We start from the raw sequence: 16,767 nt of genomic DNA, 5'->3' as shown, positions 1-16,767 counted from the left end.
TTTACTTGTGCATGTTTTCTGTCTTTTGATACAGTGATAAAAAGTAGTAGAAACGATGAGGAGGTAAAACCCTTGGCCGCCATTCCGAAGCGCCTGCTTACACTCTCTCTCGCTGCCGTCGCCGCCTTTTTTCCGTTAGCGGGGTTTGCCAGCTCAAAAGAAACGTTCCAATTCGCCCCTATCAATCCATCATTTGCGGCCAAAACTACTGTGCATGCAGTTTCCTCCGCGACATCAGACGACCATGTGCTGGGCTATCGGCCCGGTCCGGTGGTGCTCTCCTTGCCGCGTGAGTCCTGCCATACGCGCAGCGTGAAGGCTGCCTTGCCTGCCGCCTATGATCTGCGAACGCTCAATCGCGTTTCACCTGTTCGGGACCAAGGCACCTGTGGGGCATGCTGGACATTTGCCACGCTCGCATCAGTTGAATCAGCACTCCTTCCCGACGAATCCTGGGATTTTTCTGAAAATCATTTGCGCAACAACCATCTTTTCGACTGGAGCCCTTGTTCCGGAGGTAACGCCAGCATTTCTACCGCCAATCTCGTGCGATGGAACGGACCTGTGCTTGAGGCGGATGATCCGTACACCGATCAATCCAACAAACGAAAAACGGGGTTGCCTGTGCAAAAGCATAGCCAGGATGTACTGTACTTGCCTGAACGCGAAAATCCGCTGGACAATCTGGCCATTAAAGAAAGCCTGAGACAAAATGGTGGCCTGTATGTCGGCCTTTCGTTTCAAGAATCGTTATTCAACGACAATCGGGCTGCTTATTACAACTCGCGCAATGAAGTTGCCAACCACGCAGTGACCATCGTCGGCTGGGACGACAATTATAGCAGAGACAACTTTCTCAAAAAACCTCCAGGCAACGGCGCCTTTATCGCTAAAAACAGCTGGGGGACAAACTGGGGAGATGAAGGGTATTTCTACATCTCATACTATGATCGGACGCTGACCGAATTTACTGCTTTCGTCAAACCTGAGGCAGCGAATAACTACCAGACCATTTATCAGTACGATGAGCTCGGTTTGACCGGCAGTCTGGGAGGAAGCAAGGATACCGGATGGTTCGCCAACATTTTTCCCGCCCAGCGAGACGGCCGCATCAAAGCTGCCGGCTTTTATACGCTCGGGCATGATGCGACCTATGAAGTGAAGGTTTATACCGATGTCGATCCGAAAAAAGGACCGCTCTCAGGGAACCTGGCGAGCACTAGCAAAGGTACGCTTGCATACATGGGCTACCATACCGTACAGCTGCCTGATCCGGCAGAGGTGAAAGCGGGCACCTCCTTCGCTGTCGTCGCCAAAGTCACAGTCCCGGGCAACCAGTATCCAATCCCGGTGGAGAACCGGGTCAAGGGCTATTCGTCCAAAGCGAGCTCCGGCAAAAATCAAAGCTTTTTCTCCGCTAATGGAGACAGATGGATTGACGTAATGACTCTCGATTCCACGGCCAACGTCACTTTGAAGGCGTATGCCGATGAAGGCACGACCGGCGTCCCTGTCGCGTTGGATAAGATCGAAATCCGCGACGCCGCCGATCAAAAGAAAATGAACAGCATGTCGCTCAAGCTGGCGGACGGTCCTGCCTCACTCATCGTCAAAGCCTCCTATAAAGACGCGAGCACGGCCAACGTTACAGCACAGGCCTTCGTAAAAAGCATCAGCAATCCGGCTGTCATCGATGTCAAACAGGAGGGAGACAGCATCATCCTCACCCCGAAAAAGACTGGCAGTGCAAAAGTACAGTTCACTTTCGAGAAAAAATCAGCTTCGCTTACCATCCGCGTGAAGTAAGGAACATACTGGCCCACGAGGAGAAGGCGATCTGTCGCACATAGCGGGATCACATTCTCTGCATGCCTGCTACAACAGCTCGTTAGTTTTCTGTCCTGATGCAATCGTTTTGATAAAGGCAGCTGTTTTTTCCCATGCGAATTCATAAGCGTTGGGCACAAAATGAGCGGAATGAGGATCACAGCATCCGTGCAGACCTTCGAGCTGCCATGTCTTCACTATCTCTTTTTGCTGAAGGACAGCCAACAGCTCCCTTACATCAAACGCCTTTTCTTCACTCGGCAAAAAGAGCAAAACCGGGCATGCTGGCTGAAGGTCAGGATACTGCCGGATCCGCGAGCCGTAGTAGCCGACAACCCCGTCGCAAAGCCCTGCCTGTTCACTGCAGCGCCATGCGATCGTAGCTCCGATGCTGTACCCTGTCACAATAACATGCTCATAACGGTCGCGCAGGCTGCGAATCAATTCCGTCACCTGTTCATACCCATGATCGAATCCGACCGTCTCTACGAAATTGTGATAGGCAGCTTGTTCTTCGTCATAACCGAAAGGCTGCTCACGCCCAAGCAAGTTGGGGCAAAACACATCAAATCCCGTTTGTGCGAACTGCTCGCACACTTCCTCCATATGGGCATTGATCCCGTATATTTCATGCAAAACAACGATCGCGTTTGCACGCTGGTTGATTATTTTCAGCATGGCTCCATCCTTCTCCCGATTGATCTATTATTTTGCCAAAGGCATGCGGATCGTAACAGTCGTACCCGCCTCAAGCTTGCTCTCGATGTGGATCACGCCACCATGTGCCTCCACGATTCCCTTCACGATTGATAGTCCTAGGCCGGAGCCGCTCCCCGTCCCCCGTTGCCGCGCACGGTCTCCGCGGAAAAAGCGTTCAAACACAAACGGCAGATCATCTGGGTGAATCCCTGTGCCATTGTCTGCTACCTGCATTACTAACAGGTTATCGGTCTTTACAAGCGATACGGTCACTTCACCCCCAACGCCTGTGTGCCGCAGCGCATTCGCCAGCAGATTGGTCAGAACCTGCTCAATTTTTTGCAGATTCCCAACGATCCAAACCGGTTCAGGAGCGATGTCTAGCAAAAGGCGAACCTGCGCTTTGGCAAATGCAGCGCTCATGGAGCCTGCGAGCATGTTGACGGCCTGTCCCGCTTCCAGCTCCTCCATCTCCATGCCACCTGTTCCCAGCTCCGCTTGAATCACCTGATCCAGATCGTGAATGATTTGGCTTAACCGCAGCACCTCTGATCTTGTCGACTCGAGATGAGCGGGCGTGGCGGGCCAAATCCCGTCGATCATGCCCTCCACCTGTGCCAAAATCGTATTGAGGGGCGTTCGCAGCTCATGTGCGATATCGGACGTGAGCTGTTTGCGCAAACGCTCTTGCGTTTCCAATGTCGCTACCAGCTGATTGAACGAATGAACCAAATCCGACAGCTCATCGGATCCATTCGGGACTGGCACGCGCACGCGCAAATCGCCGCTCGCCGCCGCAAGCGATGCTGTTCGGATTCGTTCCACCGGCTTAACGAACTTGCGCGCCGCCATAATGCCAATCACCCCAACGAGCAGCGAGACGAAGAGCGTCGTCCATACAAGTGCTGACGTATGCGCTGAACGGAAATGCCCCGCCAGCTCCTCTGTCTCCGCCTGTTCATTATGCTGAATGCTGACATAGCCGACCGTCCTTCCCCCGCTTTCCACGGGCAAAAGCGAACGCGGGTCAAAAATATGCTTCACCCCGTCGTCACGCTCGTGAAAATCGCCTAAAAATCGCTGGTCTTGGTCATACAGCTGAATATGCAGATCGATCACGTCAGCCATTTGCTGCAGCAGCGCAAAGCTCTGTTTATCCCATCCCTGCTCCTGCGTATGGCTCGCGGCAAGCAAGCGAACGATTTCCTGATTGTGCTTACGGCTGACATCGTGCAAGTACGCCGAAAAGTTATCATCCATCTCTTTAATGGAAAGAAGGGTAGAAAGCATGATTCCACCCAGACTGACGGCAAGCAGTATCAGCGCCAGCTTAAACCAGATTTTTCGCATTGCTTAAGGCCCACTCCCTTTCTTTTACTCCAGCCGCTTGGTTGCATTTTTTTCTATGATAGCAAAGAAGCGGCTCTCCCGCTTTGATTTCTGTTTGAAAACCTGACTACCGCCGTCCTATTTGGCGGTACCTGCGTTTGCACGAGAAAGCCGCCTCTTGAAAGAGACGGCCGCTGCCTTACTCACTATAGATTGCCACGCAGTTCTTGTTCGCGCTCCAGCGATTCAAACAATGCCTTGAAGTTTCCGTTGCCAAAACCGCGTGCGCCTTTTCGCTGAATGATTTCTACGAATAGCGTAGGGCGATCGACAATCGGTTTGCTGAACAGCTGCAGCAGGTAGCCTTCATCGTCCCGGTCAACCAGGACGCGAAGCTTACGCAATGTTTCAATGTCCTCATCGATATCGCCGACTCGCTCTTTCAAATCTTCGTAATACGTATCCGGCACATGCAGGAAATCTACGCCGTTTTCACGCAGCTTGGTGACGGTCGTCACGATGTCATTGGTGAGCAACGCAATGTGCTGAACCCCTGGCCCTTGGTAAAAATCAAGGAACTCCTGGATTTGCGATTTGCGACGTCCTTCTGCCGGCTCGTTGATCGGGAATTTGATCCGTCCGGTTCCGCTTTGCATCACTTTGGACATCAGCGCGGAATACTCGGTAGAGATATCGTCGTCACTGAAGTTTTGGAGCGAGGTAAAGCCCATCACCTTTTCGTAGTAGGCTGTCCACTCATCCATCACTTCCACGTTTCCGACCATGTGGTCAATTCCAATCAGCGCCGTCGATTCCCCTTTCACCGCAGACTCGTACGCGCGGAAACCTGGGAAAAATACACCTTTATAATCTTTGCGCTCGATCAAGGAGTGAATATTGTCACCATACGTCGCGATCGATGCCTTTTTGACTGTACCGAACTCATCGTTGAAGACCGTTGGCTCCATCACCGGAATTGCCCCGCGCGAAACCGCTTCCTGGAACGCGCGCTCACAGTCCTCGACGCGCAGTGCGATATCCTTCACACCGTCGCCATGCTTTTTGACGAATTCGGCGATTGGGCTGTCCGGCACCAATGAGCTGGTCAGCACAAAGCGGATGTGATTTTGCTTAACGACATACGAAACTTTGTCGCGGCTGCCTGTTTCTAATCCTTGGTAGGCATACGCCTCAAAGCCGAACGCTTTCGTGAAGTAGTGCATAGCCTGCTTCGCATTGCCTACATAAAACTCTGCATAGTCCCAATCTTGAATCGGAAAAAAATCTGTGCTCATGCCGATTTGCCTCCCAATTTGGAAAATTCATGCTCATTACCATGAGATTACAATGGAAACGCTTCCCCTCGCAAGAACACCGACTAACGCTTAAAAACAGTGACGCTTTTATCCTTCAACTGGGTAAAATCTCGCATGATGCCGTTTCACGTTTCAAAAATAGCGTACGATGCGGCGCTCATGATGGTGTCTGTATACTTTTCCATTTGAGGTAAAGACTAGTGTTCAGAAATACCCTGTTTTCTTTCTAACACGACTTGAGAAGCCGAGGAGGTTTACCCACATGTATAACCATTATCAGTCACCTGGCTTGACCAACGAGATACAGCGTCTGATTACACAGCTGCAACAAAACGAGCGCAATACAGCCAACACGCTCCATGCAATCGCGAACCAGCTGCAAACGCTTGCAGCTTCCGAAAACCAGTCAAACGCGATGCTCCAGCAGCTCTACAGCCTGACGGCACAGCTCAGCTTTGAGGCGTCCCGGCATAATCAGTACCAACCGATGCAGCAGCCAAGCATGCCGAACTACGAAACGGTGCGCAGCAGCGTGAACCCAACCGTTTATGCCAATGTCAACAATGCCAATGCGAGCTATGCGTCAAGCACCCCGCAGGGCGGCAACACCGCAATCAGTCATTCCCTGCTGCAAAACCAAACGACGTCTTCCAGCAATGCGGCAGCACAGGATAGCGTCCTGAATCAATCCTTTACCCAAAACTAAAAGAAGGCAATTGCGGCTGTCCAGCAACGGTCGCGTGCCTTTCGCAAACACCGTCCCTCAGGCGGTGTTTTTTCCTGTAAAATGAAAGTGATGCAATCGAAAAAGGAGCGTAGAGGAGAAGATGGCACATTCAGAGTGGATTACACAAGCAGCAGATGAATGGAACAAACGGGCGGCTAGCTGGCACGAGGAAAGTGCTGGTCGCTGGGAAAAAGGGAGCCGGAAAAGGATTTTGCCGCTCCTGACCACGTACGTCAAGCCTGAGGATGGCCCCTTGCTTGATGCGGGATGCGGGGATGGCTACGCGAGTTGGAAGCTCGCCCTTCAAGGCTATACCGTGGAGGGCGTAGACCTTTCGACTGAAATGATTGAATGGGCGCAAAAACACATGACAGATGGAGCCAAGCTGCATTTCCAGCAAGGGGACATTTCCTCGCTTCCATTCGCGGACGAAACCTTTGCCGGCATTCTTTCGATCAATGTAGTTGAATTTACTCCATTTCCACTTAAAACATTGCGTGAATTCCATCGCTTGCTCCCACGAAATGGGCACCTGCTGCTTGGCATTTTGGGTCCGACTGCTGGTCCGCGTGCTTTCAGTTACCGCCGCCTGTACGACGAATCCATTATTCAGAACACCATGATGCCGTGGGAAGCCAAGCAACTGGCGGAAGAAAACGGTTTTACAACCGTAGAAATGATTCCTGTGTACAAAGAGGCAATTTCCCCGGAAATTGCCGCGTCCCTCCCAGAAGATTTGCAGCAGGCGGTAAGCTTTATGACGCTGTTCGTGCTGAAGAAGGCATAGCGACCCGCCCCTTTCCTGTTAACAGGCTGAATGTAACATATCCCATGCAAAAACCCCCTCCGCACGCTATAGGTGCTAAGGGGGGTTCGTCTCGTATGAATTAAACGCTACGTGCTGCAGTAAACAGCAGGGCTCCGCCAAACATGCTGGCAGAGCCCTTTTTGCATTCAATGATTTGTCCGATTGATATACTATGATTGCAAAAGCGTTTTGAAACCTTTATGCGTCGCTTCAAGGTCCTGTTTGACAACGTGCGCCTCACGCTCAAATGCCAAGACGCCATCATGCATTTGTCCCAACACTTCGTTTGCTTGCTGGGATTGTGCAGCCAAGCTGTTGGACAGGTTACGCTGCTGCTGGATCGCGCCCACGACCTGCTGCATTTCCACGGAAACTTCTTGGAAAGAACCTGCGATCGCTTCCATTTTCCCTGCAGCATCTTGGCTGGCAGCCAAGCCCTCATGAATCGCTTTGGTGCTCTTTTCGCTGTTTGCCAACGCTTCTTTTGTCTCTTCTTGAATTTTCTCGATCAGCGCAGCGATGTTTTTGGTTGAATTCGCCGTCATTTCAGCCAACTTGCGCACTTCATCCGCAACAACTGCGAAGCCTCTGCCTTGCTCGCCGGCACGCGCTGCTTCGATAGCCGCGTTCAATGCCAACAGGTTGGTTTGGTTCGCAATGTCGCTGATTACTTGCACGATGCTGGTGATTTCCGACGAGCGCTCTTCCAAGCGGCTCATGGAAACAGCAGTATTCGCCGATTCGCGTTCCAGCAAGGATACGACGTTCACGACGTTTTCCAGCGATTTTTTGCCGTCGAGCAGCCGGCTTGCCGATTGCTTGGACATTTGGTCCAAACGTTCGCCATGGCCCTGCAGCTTTTCCGTGACATCATCCGATTTCTGGCCCAAGCCTTGAATCGTGTCCACGACGTTTTTCAAATTGCCGGCAAGCTTCGCCAGTTCTCCATGCTTGTTGTCCACAACACCCTGCTGCGAAATCACATGTCCCAATTTTTCGTACAGTGATGCAAGCTCATGCTCTAAAGCTTGCTTTGTCGCTGCGGTTTCCTGCTGTGCGACAGCAGGCGTATCCATAACAGCTACATGAGATGCTTCTTGGTTCCCCTTCTTCTTCCAGAACATGTAAATCCCCCTTTATTTCCCCTGCTCCTCACGATGGGTAAACAGCCGCGATTCCACAATGCCAGGATGCTGTTTCACCAGTGTCAGCAGATTTTCCAAATAATAGTAATGCCCTTCCAGCATTTCCATTTCTTTGCGCTCAAATCGTTCAGCATGCAAATGCTGCTGCATTTCTAAGATGTATCGCTCCATTTTGCCATAAAAATCGTTGGCCTTTAGCATCTGCTCCACTTCCGGATAGAACTCCCCGAGCCTTTTGATCTCACTATGTACCTTTGTCGCTTCGAGAATCAGTTGATAGGCGACCCGCTCATTGGAGACGGCCGCTGCCAGCTGGCTCTCCCGCTGCGCTTCGCGCAAAGCGGACAAATACGTGATAAAATGATAGATGGTGAGAAACAAGGGGCCGAGAAACAGAATGATCCCCGCTTTATAAACATGCTGATTGCTGATATTGCTGATAAGCAGGAACAAATGAAACAGGATTGCTCCTAACCATACATAGATGATGACCTGATGACTGACCTTTCCAGTCTCCTCCTGGCGGGAAAAGATAAAGGTTAATCCCAGCAAATAAAACGCAAGCAGCGTAAAACTAGCGGAAAACAGGGCCATTTCCATATCCTGCAGCCATGGTGCATTGGAAGGAATTTCGATAAAGAATTCGACGGCTAATACCAACAGGGAGAATAATAGCCCAAGAACCCAAAATCGGCCAACTTCCGAGTCGACTCGACGTCGTGAGCGATACTTTTCAGCACGTGACCTACTCAATGCCAGTTCACCTCACTCCTTTCTTTCATTCGCCATATTTCGCCATTTTCCTGTCGTTTCACAATTTAATTACATAGGGGGATTTTCGATTCCATGAAAGCTTTGCCGCAGCGCTTTATCCAACGGATGGAGTCGCTTTTAGACAATCAATTCGACGCATTTATCCATAGCTATACCCTTCCTGCCTGGCAAGGTTTGCGGGTAAATCCATTAAAGCTTTCTCAAGACAGAGAGCGCCTGCAACAGTCACTCCCCTTTTCATTGACACCTGTTTCGTGGTGCCCGACCGGATTCACGTACGCTGGTGAGGAACGCCCGGGGAAGCATCCTTACCATGCATGCGGGCTGTACTATCTGCAAGAGCCGAGCGCCATGGCCGCTGCGGAAGCGCTGGATGTGCTTCCCGGCGAAACCATTCTCGATCTGTGTGCCGCGCCCGGCGGTAAATCGACACAAATCGGTGGCATGATGCAAGGCAAAGGGCTCTTGGTCACGAATGAGATTCATCCCGCCCGTGTCAAAGCGCTATCAGAAAACATCGAGCGGTTGGGCATCACCAATGCGATCGTGACCAATGAAACGCCGGAGCGGCTGATGGAGCGGTTTCCACTGTTTTTTGACCATATTCTTGTAGACGCGCCCTGCTCGGGTGAAGGTATGTTCCGCAAGCTGCCAGAGGCCATTGAAGATTGGTCCGAGGATAAGGTCGCGGAATGCGGCCGCATGCAGCAGGACATTCTCGAAGCGGCCGCGCGCATGCTGAAGCCAGGTGGTGTACTGGTTTACTCCACCTGTACCTTTGCGCCTTTGGAAAATGAACAATCGATCGCAAGCTTTCTTCTGCGTCATCCCGAGTTTACTGTAGAATCGATTAAGCATCATGCGCTCTACTCGCCTGGAGAAGCGGATTGGGCAGAGCCAGCTCTGCCTGCTTTGCATCAGACAGCACGGCTGTGGCCACATCGGTTGCATGGGGAAGGACATTACATCGCGAGGATCAGAAAGCAGTCACAAGAAGGCATCCAGGGTATAGACGAAATAGCCCCTGTGCAGGTTGCAGCGAAAAAGAAAAATAAACCAGCCAAGCCTGCTGCAGGCCTTGCTGAAGCGATTGGCCTCTGGAACGAGTTTGCACGTGAAGCGCTGCCGGGGCTGTCCCTAGCTTCAACAGATCCTTCCGCCTACATCCTGTTTGGTGAGCAGCTGTACGTGCTTCCGCAAGGTTACATCGACCTTGCCGGAATCAAAGTCGCGCGTGCCGGCTGGCATCTGGGCACCGTGAAAAAAGGCCGTTTTGAACCTTCGCATGCGTTAGCGCTCGGCTGCCGCCCTACCGATGCGGCACGGACTGCCAATTTCACATCGTCCGATTCAGCGGTTTTGCGTTACCTGAAGGGTGAATCCTTGACTCACTCCGGACAAAACGGATGGACGATCGTCACAGTGGACGGTTTTGCCCTGGGCTGGGGCAAGCAGGTGGATGAACAGCTGAAAAACCATTATCCAAAAGGGCTGCGCTGGCTATAGTACCCTATTTAAGGAAAAAACAACAAAGAGCGGTCCCACCAGTGAATACGTTCTCTGGTAGGCCGCTCTTTGTTTTAGTAACACGCTGATTAGGACAACCGGCCGTCGATGAAGCCGTCGCAAAGCTGGCTGTATAAAAGTGTCGTGGATTGCATCGGGGCTATACCCAGTTCATCTTTCAGCAACTGAGTGAACTCATTGTAATGGCGCACCATGGAGAGCCGATCTCCCATTTGCGCATATACCTTGAGCAGCATTTCATTGACGTGATCGAGAAACGGGTTGAGCTTGACGATTTGGCGGTAACTGGAAGCCGCTTGCGGATACTGCCCTGCCCTTACGTAATATTCGGCCATCTTCATAACCAGCTTCATGTATTTTTCCTTGTAATCCTCCTGAATGGCAATCGACCAGAGGAACCCGTCTTCCTCCAAATAGTTGCCTTTGTACAACTTGACGATCCGTTCGCACACCATGATCGTTTCCGCATTGACTTGCGCACATGCGGACATCAGCTGCTTAAAACCATCCACATCGCAATCAATCCCGCTGGTGTTCAATCGATAGCAACCGTTCGTATATTCCAAAATTTCCTTGTAGCCGAGATCGAGCCATTTTTTGCGCAAGTTGTATACGCAGGTATGCAAGTAAGCTTTGGCTTGCTCATGAGGTGTTTCCGGCCACAGCTCATCCAAAATTTTCTCCTTGGCAATTAGCTCGTTCCGATTGTGCACGAGGAAGGCAAGAAGTTCACGTTCCTTCGAGGTGCGCCATTTCATTCCGCTCGTTTGCTGGTCCACGACTACGTCGAAGCGACCAAAGCAGTGAATTGCCACATTCCCAGACGTCTCCTGCAAGTCTTTCGTTGGCTGCTGCCGGGTTGCCATCCGGCTGATCGTTTTTTCCAGTCGGGCCGTCGTAACGGGTTTCAGCACGTAGTCGATGGCACTGAGCTCGAACGCTTCCGTGGCGTAATAATTATAAGCGGTGACAAAGACGATATGGACATGCGGGTCGGTCTCTATCATTCGCTCCGCCATCTCAAGGCCATTCATGCCCGGCATGTCGATATCCAAAAAGACGACATCCGGTTGAGAGTCTGCCAACGAATCTAATGCCTCGTGGGGGTTTATGAACGTCCCGACAATGACCACATTGTCCAATCCGTGCAGCCGTTTTTCTAACCAAGTAAGGGATGGCAATTCGTCATCCACCAGCATTGCTCGCAGCATCCAATCCCTCCTTCCTCAGTCTCATGGTCACGCTGGTCCCCTTTCCAGAGGTACTGTTGATTTCAAGGCCGCAGCCGTACATCGCCTTGAGACGGCGCTCCACATTGTACAGCCCAACACCCGCTTTGGCCCCGCGCTCTACCGGCTGAGCATGCCGATTTTTCAAATCCATGCCCACTCCATCATCTTGCACCGAGATGACGACATGCTCAGCGGTACTTTGCACCGACACCTTCACCGTGCCGCCTTCCGTTTTTTTGGTGACGCCATGACGCACCGCATTCTCCACAAGCGGCTGGATAACCAACGGCGGTATCAGTGTATTGAGCGTCGGATCAATCTCATAGATGATCTTCAGCCGTTCACCGAATCTCGCTTTTTCGATGGTCAAATACGACATGACCAATTCAAGCTCTTTACGGATGGGAATGCGCTGCTGCCGGTTTTCGAAATCAAAGCTTCCGCGCAAATAGTGGCCAAGCTCCGCCAATAGATCCTGTGCTTCCGGTAAGCTTTTCTCGCTGACAGCCAAAATCGTGTTCAACGTATTGAACAAAAAATGCGGCTTGATTTGCGCCTGCAAAAAGGCGATTTCTGAGCCGATCCGCTCTTGCACCGATTTTTTCAGCTCCACCAGCGTGCGGATGCGTGCCTTCATTTCACCCGCATCAACCGGCTTGCCGAGATAATCGTTCACACCGGCAGCGAATCCGGCCAAAATATCATCCTGCCAATTACGTGCCGTCAACATTACTACCGGCAATTCGGAGAGGGAATAGTGCTCGCGTATCCGTTTGCACAGTTCGATTCCCGATAATCCCGGCATCATCAAGTCCGTAATCACAAGATCGATCGTGCCCCGCTCTTCCAACTGCCGCAGCGCCTCTTCCCCGTTCGAAACGGCAATGACGTTGTACCGCTCCATCGATAAAATGTTCCGCAGCACTTGCAGATTGGCGGCATCGTCGTCGACTACCAAGACAGTAAAGCCGTCGCTATGCATCTGCGTAGCAGCTGGCAGCGGCGCCGGAATGAGTGCGGTTTCCCGCCCGCTCCATTTGTTGCGCTGCTCCTCCCGTACTTCCTTGCGCCCCGCCGTGACGGGCAGCGTAAAGGTGAAGACCGAGCCTACCCCTACTTCCGAATGGACCCAGATGCTGCCTCCGTGCAATTCGACAAGCCTGCGCGTGATGCTCAGCCCAAGCCCAGTGCCGCCGTATTCCCGCGCTACAGAACTTCCCGTTTGCTCAAACGAATTAAAGATCAGCTGCCAGTTTTCTTCCGGAATGCCGATTCCTGTATCGCGGACGGAGATTTCCAGCCATCCGTTTTTTTGTACGGCGGAGATGACTATCTCCCCTTCCGCCGTGAAGCGAAGCGCATTGCCCAGCAAATTGTACAATATTTGGGTAAGCCGATCTTCATCGGCAAACACAAGCAACGGGGATTCCGGCAGCATGCTGACGAACCGAAGCGGTTTGGGTCCAATCAAATGTCGGAACATCTCAAAGATCACCTGAACGACTGGCTGTAACTCAACCAGCTTGCGTTTCAGTACGATCTCATCGTTTTTTAGCTTCGCCAGATCCAAAATATCGTTGACGAGGTTCGCCATCCTTCTTCCTGCCGACACGATAATGGCCATGTTTTCTTCCTGCTTGCCGTTCAGCTCGCCCGCTGCGCCTTCCATCAGCGATTGCGCAATGTTTACGATGCCATGCAACGGCGTTTTCAACTCATGCGACGTATTGGCGAGGAACTCGTCCTTCAGCTTGTCCATCGCCATCAGTTGCTCCGACAACTTTTCCACCTTGACATATGTATTCGTGAATCGCTTGGAGAGCAGCAGTACCTGCGAGCAAATTAAGAGAAGCAGTAAGATCGGATTCACCCCGACCGGAATGCTGTAGCCCAAAATGTACAGAAGGTTGGTGGAGTCGATCGCAAGGAGAGAAAAGGCTCCGATCGCCATATAAATTGCGCCCTCGAGGCCCCGGAACGCCCCGACGATCATCACATATAACATACATAGAATGCATGAGACCCCAGTTGCAAAAATGAGGTTTTGCAGCTGTGAAAAAATAACAACGGGCGTGAAGAGCACAATGCCCATCAACACGAAGTTGAAAAGCAGGATCGCTCGCACGAGCCCTTTTCGACATATGCCCGGAAAGGTAGCCTGGGCATAAACCAAAATAAAATGTTGGGCACAAAGTCCTGATATGCACTGCAGCTTTGTGAACCACACGTACGGAATGTCGGGGATCAGCACATTGATCAGCTTTTCCCCTTGCGTAAGCAGGTAGATGCAGCCAAAAATACCAATTAAACCGAAATACAGCCATGCGCGTTCCTTTCGTATCATCAGGTACAAGGCAAGGAAATAGGCTCCTGCCAGCAAAAAGCCGATGGCGATCAAAAGCTCGGACGTCACGCTTTTTCCCCATTCAGTGATGATTTTCTTTTGGACCCCTAACACGAGGGGCTGATTGAATCCGCCTGAACTGTATTCATAGTTGGCGATCTGCACGATGATGTCGGCTTGGTCACCCTGGATGGCGAAAAAACGCGTATACGGTAAATTCTTCGGTATCGTCTCCTCCATGGTCCGTCCCGGCACGCCTTGGCTACCGATTTCTTGGCCGTTCACAAAAACCCGGTGGGCCGTCCGAATGATCGACTGTTTGATCCCGAAAATGGTCCCTTGCTGCTTTTGCATCTTGACCCGCAGACGAAACGTTCCGTAGCCGAATGGGGACGAATTCGGGATCGGGTAGCTTTCCCATTGTGCCGGTACGGGCATGTAGCCCGTCAATGAAGGCTTCACATCACCATTTCGTTGGGTAAAATCAGCGGGACTAAGCAGCTGGCTATGATAAAACTCCCATTGGCCCTCAAGCTTTACATTCCCTTGACTTGCAAAATCCCAGCCCGTTGCATCGAGTACACCGTTCAAGGCTTTGGGCGGATCAATTTCGGGCCTTTGTGTGACAAAGGAAAGCAACAGTAGGCCGAATAGCATAAACAAACCGAATGTGACAATGGTGACTGTTTTGGTTGCTGGTTTGTGTCCTCTTCTCACTGCCTTGCCCGTCGGCCTTCCTGCTCCACAACTGCGAGTGAGCCTTCTCGGATATACTGCAGGATTTTGGATACGGAAATGCCTGTCGCATTGGCAACCTGCATCGCGTTCGAATTCGGATGTTTGCGCAGGTAATCCTTCACTGCACGGTAGCAAATAAATTCATCTTGCCCGCAATCCGCGCAGAAAAATTCATGCTTCTGCAGCTCATTGCCGCAATAAGGACAACCTTGGCTCATAAAAAACTCCTTTCGCCAATCGTTTCTTTCAGGTGATATGTAATAGATATACTGTTTTCTCTATTTTACTCGTAGTTTTCCTGATGAGAAAGTCCTATTGTTGAAAAATGACGTAGTCTGTCGTTCTTAGTCGCCTGACAAAAAAAAAAACAACTCGATAAACGAGTTGTTAGGCATGTACAATTTCTTTTTCCGGGATCAGCATTTCAAACACATCGCCATGCTGAAGGATGGTGATTCCCTTGCGCTTGATGGACATAACTGCAACTTCCGGCTTGCTGCGCATGCGCTCGATATACTCCTCAGGCACGCTGCCCGCATCACTCACCGTAATTCCTTCTACTTCTTTCTCTTCGTATTCACCCAAATCTACATTTAACACCTTCTCATATACATCGGAAAAAGCTTCGTAGCTGTTTGTATAGACAGTGATACATTTCATCGCCATGCTGTCTGCACGCTCCTTTCATCGGTAGGGTGCCCATTTTCTTGGAAAATGAACTATTTTTTTCCTCTGCCGCCGGTACCTTTACCAAACGAGCCTCTGCCGTTTGGTCCTTTGGCATATGGATTTGGGTTGCCAGTGCCTCTATTAGAAGGCGAGCTGCCGTTTTTACCTGCTGGTCCTTTTGGGCCTTTTGCCCCTGCCGCACCAGCCTTGGCTCCGCTTTTGCGCGCTGCCTTGGCTGCCTCGCGCTTTTGCTTTTGCTCATACGCAGTCTGCAGCTCCTGCACTTCCTGCTTGAGCTTCCGTTTATAGCCCGGCTTGACTGGTTTGGCTTTTTTCAGGGCTTCGAGCACAGGCGTCTCTTTTTTCTTTTGCTGTACGGATTCCTCACGTTTTTTCTCTTTACGCAATTCCACGAAGTGCGCTTCACGCTCTGACGCCCGCTCTTTTCGTCCTTCATCCAGATGGCGGCCCGCACTCAAGACTTTTTCTTCAATCGTCGTCTTCGTGCTTTTCGCGATCCGGCCCAGGATATTTTTTTGACGAGGAGAAACAAGCGAGATTGCCGTCCCCGACTGTCCAGCGCGGCCCGTGCGTCCGACGCGGTGGATATAGCTTTCCATGTCATTCGGCAAATCGTAGTTGAATACATGGGTGACGCCTTCCACGTCCAGACCTCTGGCAGCGATATCAGTGGCAACCAGGAACTGGAACTTCATGTTGCGGAAGTTTTTCATCAGCTGTTCCCGCTTATTCTGGGACAAATCACCGTAAAGTCCTTCCACGCTCAATCCTTGTTCCTTGAGGTGTCCTGTCAATTGTTGCACACGTTGCTGGGTATTGGCAAAGATAATTGCCAAAAACGGTTTGGTTTGTTCGATCAAATCCATCAGTGCATCCTGCTTGTCGCTTTGGTTGACGACATAGAACACCTGCTCGATCTGCTCGACCGTTTTCTGCTTGTTCTCGATTTTGATGTGCGGTGGCTGCTGCATGAATTGCTGGGACAGCTTTTTCACATCATCCGGCATCGTAGCGGAGAAGAGAAGCACTTGCTTTTGCTGCGGGGTGCCCGACAGCACTTCCGCAACCTCATCAAGAAAACCCATCTCCAGCATTTTGTCAGCCTCATCCAACACAAGCGTCGAAATGCGGCCGAAATGGAGAGAGCCACGCTTCAAGTGATCGAGAATGCGGCCGGGCGTCCCAACAACAATCTGCACATTTGCCTTCAGCCGGTTAAGCTGTTTGTCGATGTCGGTTCCCCCGTGTAGGGAAAGCACGTTGACATCGAGGTGTTTGCCAAGCTTTTCGATCTCGGCAGCGATCTGCACAGACAGCTCGCGGGTCGGCGTCAAGATGAGCGCCTGCACATCCTTTTTCCCCGGTACGAGCTTGTGCAAGATCGGCAGCACAAACGCCGCCGTTTTACCGGTGCCCGTCTGCGCTTGGCCGATCACATCCTTACCTTCCATAATCAGCGGGATCGCCTCAGTTTGAATCTGCGTCGGCTCTTTGTAATAAAGATCCTCCACACCTTTCAAAACCTCGGTGCGCAATCCGAATGCTGCGAATGATTTCGTCATGTAAAAACATCTTCCTTCCTGATGCTGGCCCGTTCGTCTAAACGACTGG

At 51.4% G+C, this 16,767-nt stretch carries 14 protein-coding genes; 4 read left to right on the top strand and 10 right to left on the bottom strand.

Annotated features, from left to right (window positions below):
• Positions 1-72: 72 nt before the first annotated feature.
• Positions 73-1,806, top strand: coding sequence for a C1 family peptidase (locus EDM56_RS16930; protein WP_183192477.1), 1,734 nt, complete (start codon positions 73-75; stop codon positions 1,804-1,806).
• Between the two features lie 69 nt (positions 1,807-1,875).
• Here the strand turns inward: EDM56_RS16930 and EDM56_RS16925 are convergent, their stop codons facing one another.
• The 3 genes from EDM56_RS16925 to hppD all read right to left on the bottom strand — a co-directional run bounded on the left by EDM56_RS16925 (position 1,876) and on the right by hppD (position 5,150).
• Positions 1,876-2,505, bottom strand: coding sequence for a dienelactone hydrolase family protein (locus EDM56_RS16925; RefSeq protein WP_122919044.1), 630 nt, complete (start codon positions 2,503-2,505; stop codon positions 1,876-1,878).
• A gap of 27 nt (positions 2,506-2,532) precedes the next feature.
• Positions 2,533-3,876 (bottom strand): sensor histidine kinase, encoded by a 1,344-nt coding sequence (locus EDM56_RS16920; RefSeq protein WP_122919043.1) that lies wholly within the window; start codon positions 3,874-3,876, stop codon positions 2,533-2,535.
• 185 nt (positions 3,877-4,061) lie between these two features.
• Entirely contained in the window at positions 4,062-5,150 is a 1,089-nt protein-coding gene (hppD, locus tag EDM56_RS16915) for a 4-hydroxyphenylpyruvate dioxygenase (protein ID WP_122919042.1), read from the bottom strand.
• Between the two features lie 283 nt (positions 5,151-5,433).
• On the opposite strand from hppD, the gene EDM56_RS16910 reads away from it, so the two are divergent.
• Together EDM56_RS16910 and EDM56_RS16905 are read left to right on the top strand one after the other, a co-directional pair.
• Positions 5,434-5,877: a hypothetical protein gene (locus EDM56_RS16910; protein ID WP_122919041.1), complete on the top strand. Its 444-nt coding sequence runs from the start codon at positions 5,434-5,436 to the stop codon at positions 5,875-5,877.
• A 121-nt stretch (positions 5,878-5,998) separates the two neighbouring features.
• On the top strand, positions 5,999-6,685 hold the full coding sequence (locus EDM56_RS16905) for a class I SAM-dependent methyltransferase (protein WP_122919040.1): 687 nt from the start codon (positions 5,999-6,001) through the stop codon (positions 6,683-6,685).
• Positions 6,686-6,876: 191 nt separating this feature from the next.
• Here the strand turns inward: EDM56_RS16905 and EDM56_RS32090 are convergent, their stop codons facing one another.
• Positions 6,877-7,830, bottom strand: a complete 954-nt coding sequence (locus EDM56_RS32090) for a methyl-accepting chemotaxis protein (protein WP_122919039.1) — start codon at positions 7,828-7,830, stop codon at positions 6,877-6,879.
• A gap of 12 nt (positions 7,831-7,842) precedes the next feature.
• Positions 7,843-8,604 carry a hypothetical protein gene (locus EDM56_RS16895; RefSeq protein WP_122919038.1) on the bottom strand — a complete coding sequence of 254 codons (762 nt, stop codon included), beginning with the start codon at positions 8,602-8,604 and terminating at the stop codon, positions 7,843-7,845.
• Positions 8,605-8,697: 93 nt separating this feature from the next.
• Between EDM56_RS16895 and EDM56_RS16890 the strand changes: the two genes are divergently transcribed.
• Positions 8,698-10,131 carry an RsmF rRNA methyltransferase first C-terminal domain-containing protein gene (locus EDM56_RS16890; protein WP_122919037.1) on the top strand — a complete coding sequence of 478 codons (1,434 nt, stop codon included), beginning with the start codon at positions 8,698-8,700 and terminating at the stop codon, positions 10,129-10,131.
• A gap of 89 nt (positions 10,132-10,220) precedes the next feature.
• On the opposite strand, the gene EDM56_RS16885 is transcribed toward EDM56_RS16890, so the two are convergent.
• From EDM56_RS16885 to EDM56_RS16865, 5 genes are all read right to left on the bottom strand, one after another.
• Positions 10,221-11,363, bottom strand: coding sequence for a response regulator (locus EDM56_RS16885; protein ID WP_122919036.1), 1,143 nt, complete (start codon positions 11,361-11,363; stop codon positions 10,221-10,223).
• Positions 11,338-14,445: an ATP-binding protein gene (locus EDM56_RS16880; protein WP_122919035.1), complete on the bottom strand. Its 3,108-nt coding sequence runs from the start codon at positions 14,443-14,445 to the stop codon at positions 11,338-11,340. Before EDM56_RS16880 ends, EDM56_RS16885 begins: the two co-directional genes overlap by 26 nt.
• Positions 14,442-14,684, bottom strand: coding sequence for a hypothetical protein (locus EDM56_RS16875; protein ID WP_122919034.1), 243 nt, complete (start codon positions 14,682-14,684; stop codon positions 14,442-14,444). Before EDM56_RS16875 ends, EDM56_RS16880 begins: the two co-directional genes overlap by 4 nt.
• Before the next feature lie 169 nt (positions 14,685-14,853).
• On the bottom strand, positions 14,854-15,126 hold the full coding sequence (locus EDM56_RS16870) for an NAD/NADP transhydrogenase alpha subunit (RefSeq protein ID WP_122919218.1): 273 nt from the start codon (positions 15,124-15,126) through the stop codon (positions 14,854-14,856).
• A gap of 59 nt (positions 15,127-15,185) precedes the next feature.
• Entirely contained in the window at positions 15,186-16,718 is a 1,533-nt protein-coding gene (locus EDM56_RS16865; protein WP_122919033.1) for a DEAD/DEAH box helicase, read from the bottom strand.
• Positions 16,719-16,767 lie beyond the last annotated feature (49 nt).

The sequence above is a fragment of the Brevibacillus fluminis genome (genome assembly GCF_003710825.1).
Taxonomy (GTDB): Bacteria; Bacillota; Bacilli; order Brevibacillales; family Brevibacillaceae; genus Brevibacillus_D; species Brevibacillus_D fluminis.
Note: the sequence above shows the minus strand (reverse complement) of the source record. Positions and strands in the feature narration are given on the sequence as shown.

Bases quoted from the DNA above. Each gene is read 5' to 3' on its own strand.
- EDM56_RS16925 (WP_122919044.1), bottom strand. From the start codon at position 2,505: ATGCTGAAAATAATCAACCAGCGTGCAAACGCGATCGTTGTTTTGCAT.
- EDM56_RS16920 (WP_122919043.1), bottom strand. From the start codon at position 3,876: ATGCGAAAAATCTGGTTTAAGCTGGCGCTGATACTGCTTGCCGTCAGT.
- hppD (WP_122919042.1), bottom strand. From the start codon at position 5,150: ATGAGCACAGATTTTTTTCCGATTCAAGATTGGGACTATGCAGAGTTT.
- EDM56_RS16910 (WP_122919041.1), top strand. From the start codon at position 5,434: ATGTATAACCATTATCAGTCACCTGGCTTGACCAACGAGATACAGCGT.
- EDM56_RS16905 (WP_122919040.1), top strand. From the start codon at position 5,999: ATGGCACATTCAGAGTGGATTACACAAGCAGCAGATGAATGGAACAAA.
- EDM56_RS32090 (WP_122919039.1), bottom strand. From the start codon at position 7,830: ATGTTCTGGAAGAAGAAGGGGAACCAAGAAGCATCTCATGTAGCTGTT.
- EDM56_RS16890 (WP_122919037.1), top strand. From the start codon at position 8,698: ATGAAAGCTTTGCCGCAGCGCTTTATCCAACGGATGGAGTCGCTTTTA.
- EDM56_RS16885 (WP_122919036.1), bottom strand. From the start codon at position 11,363: ATGCTGCGAGCAATGCTGGTGGATGACGAATTGCCATCCCTTACTTGG.
- EDM56_RS16875 (WP_122919034.1), bottom strand. From the start codon at position 14,684: ATGAGCCAAGGTTGTCCTTATTGCGGCAATGAGCTGCAGAAGCATGAA.
- EDM56_RS16870 (WP_122919218.1), bottom strand. From the start codon at position 15,126: ATGAAATGTATCACTGTCTATACAAACAGCTACGAAGCTTTTTCCGAT.
- EDM56_RS16865 (WP_122919033.1), bottom strand. From the start codon at position 16,718: ATGACGAAATCATTCGCAGCATTCGGATTGCGCACCGAGGTTTTGAAA.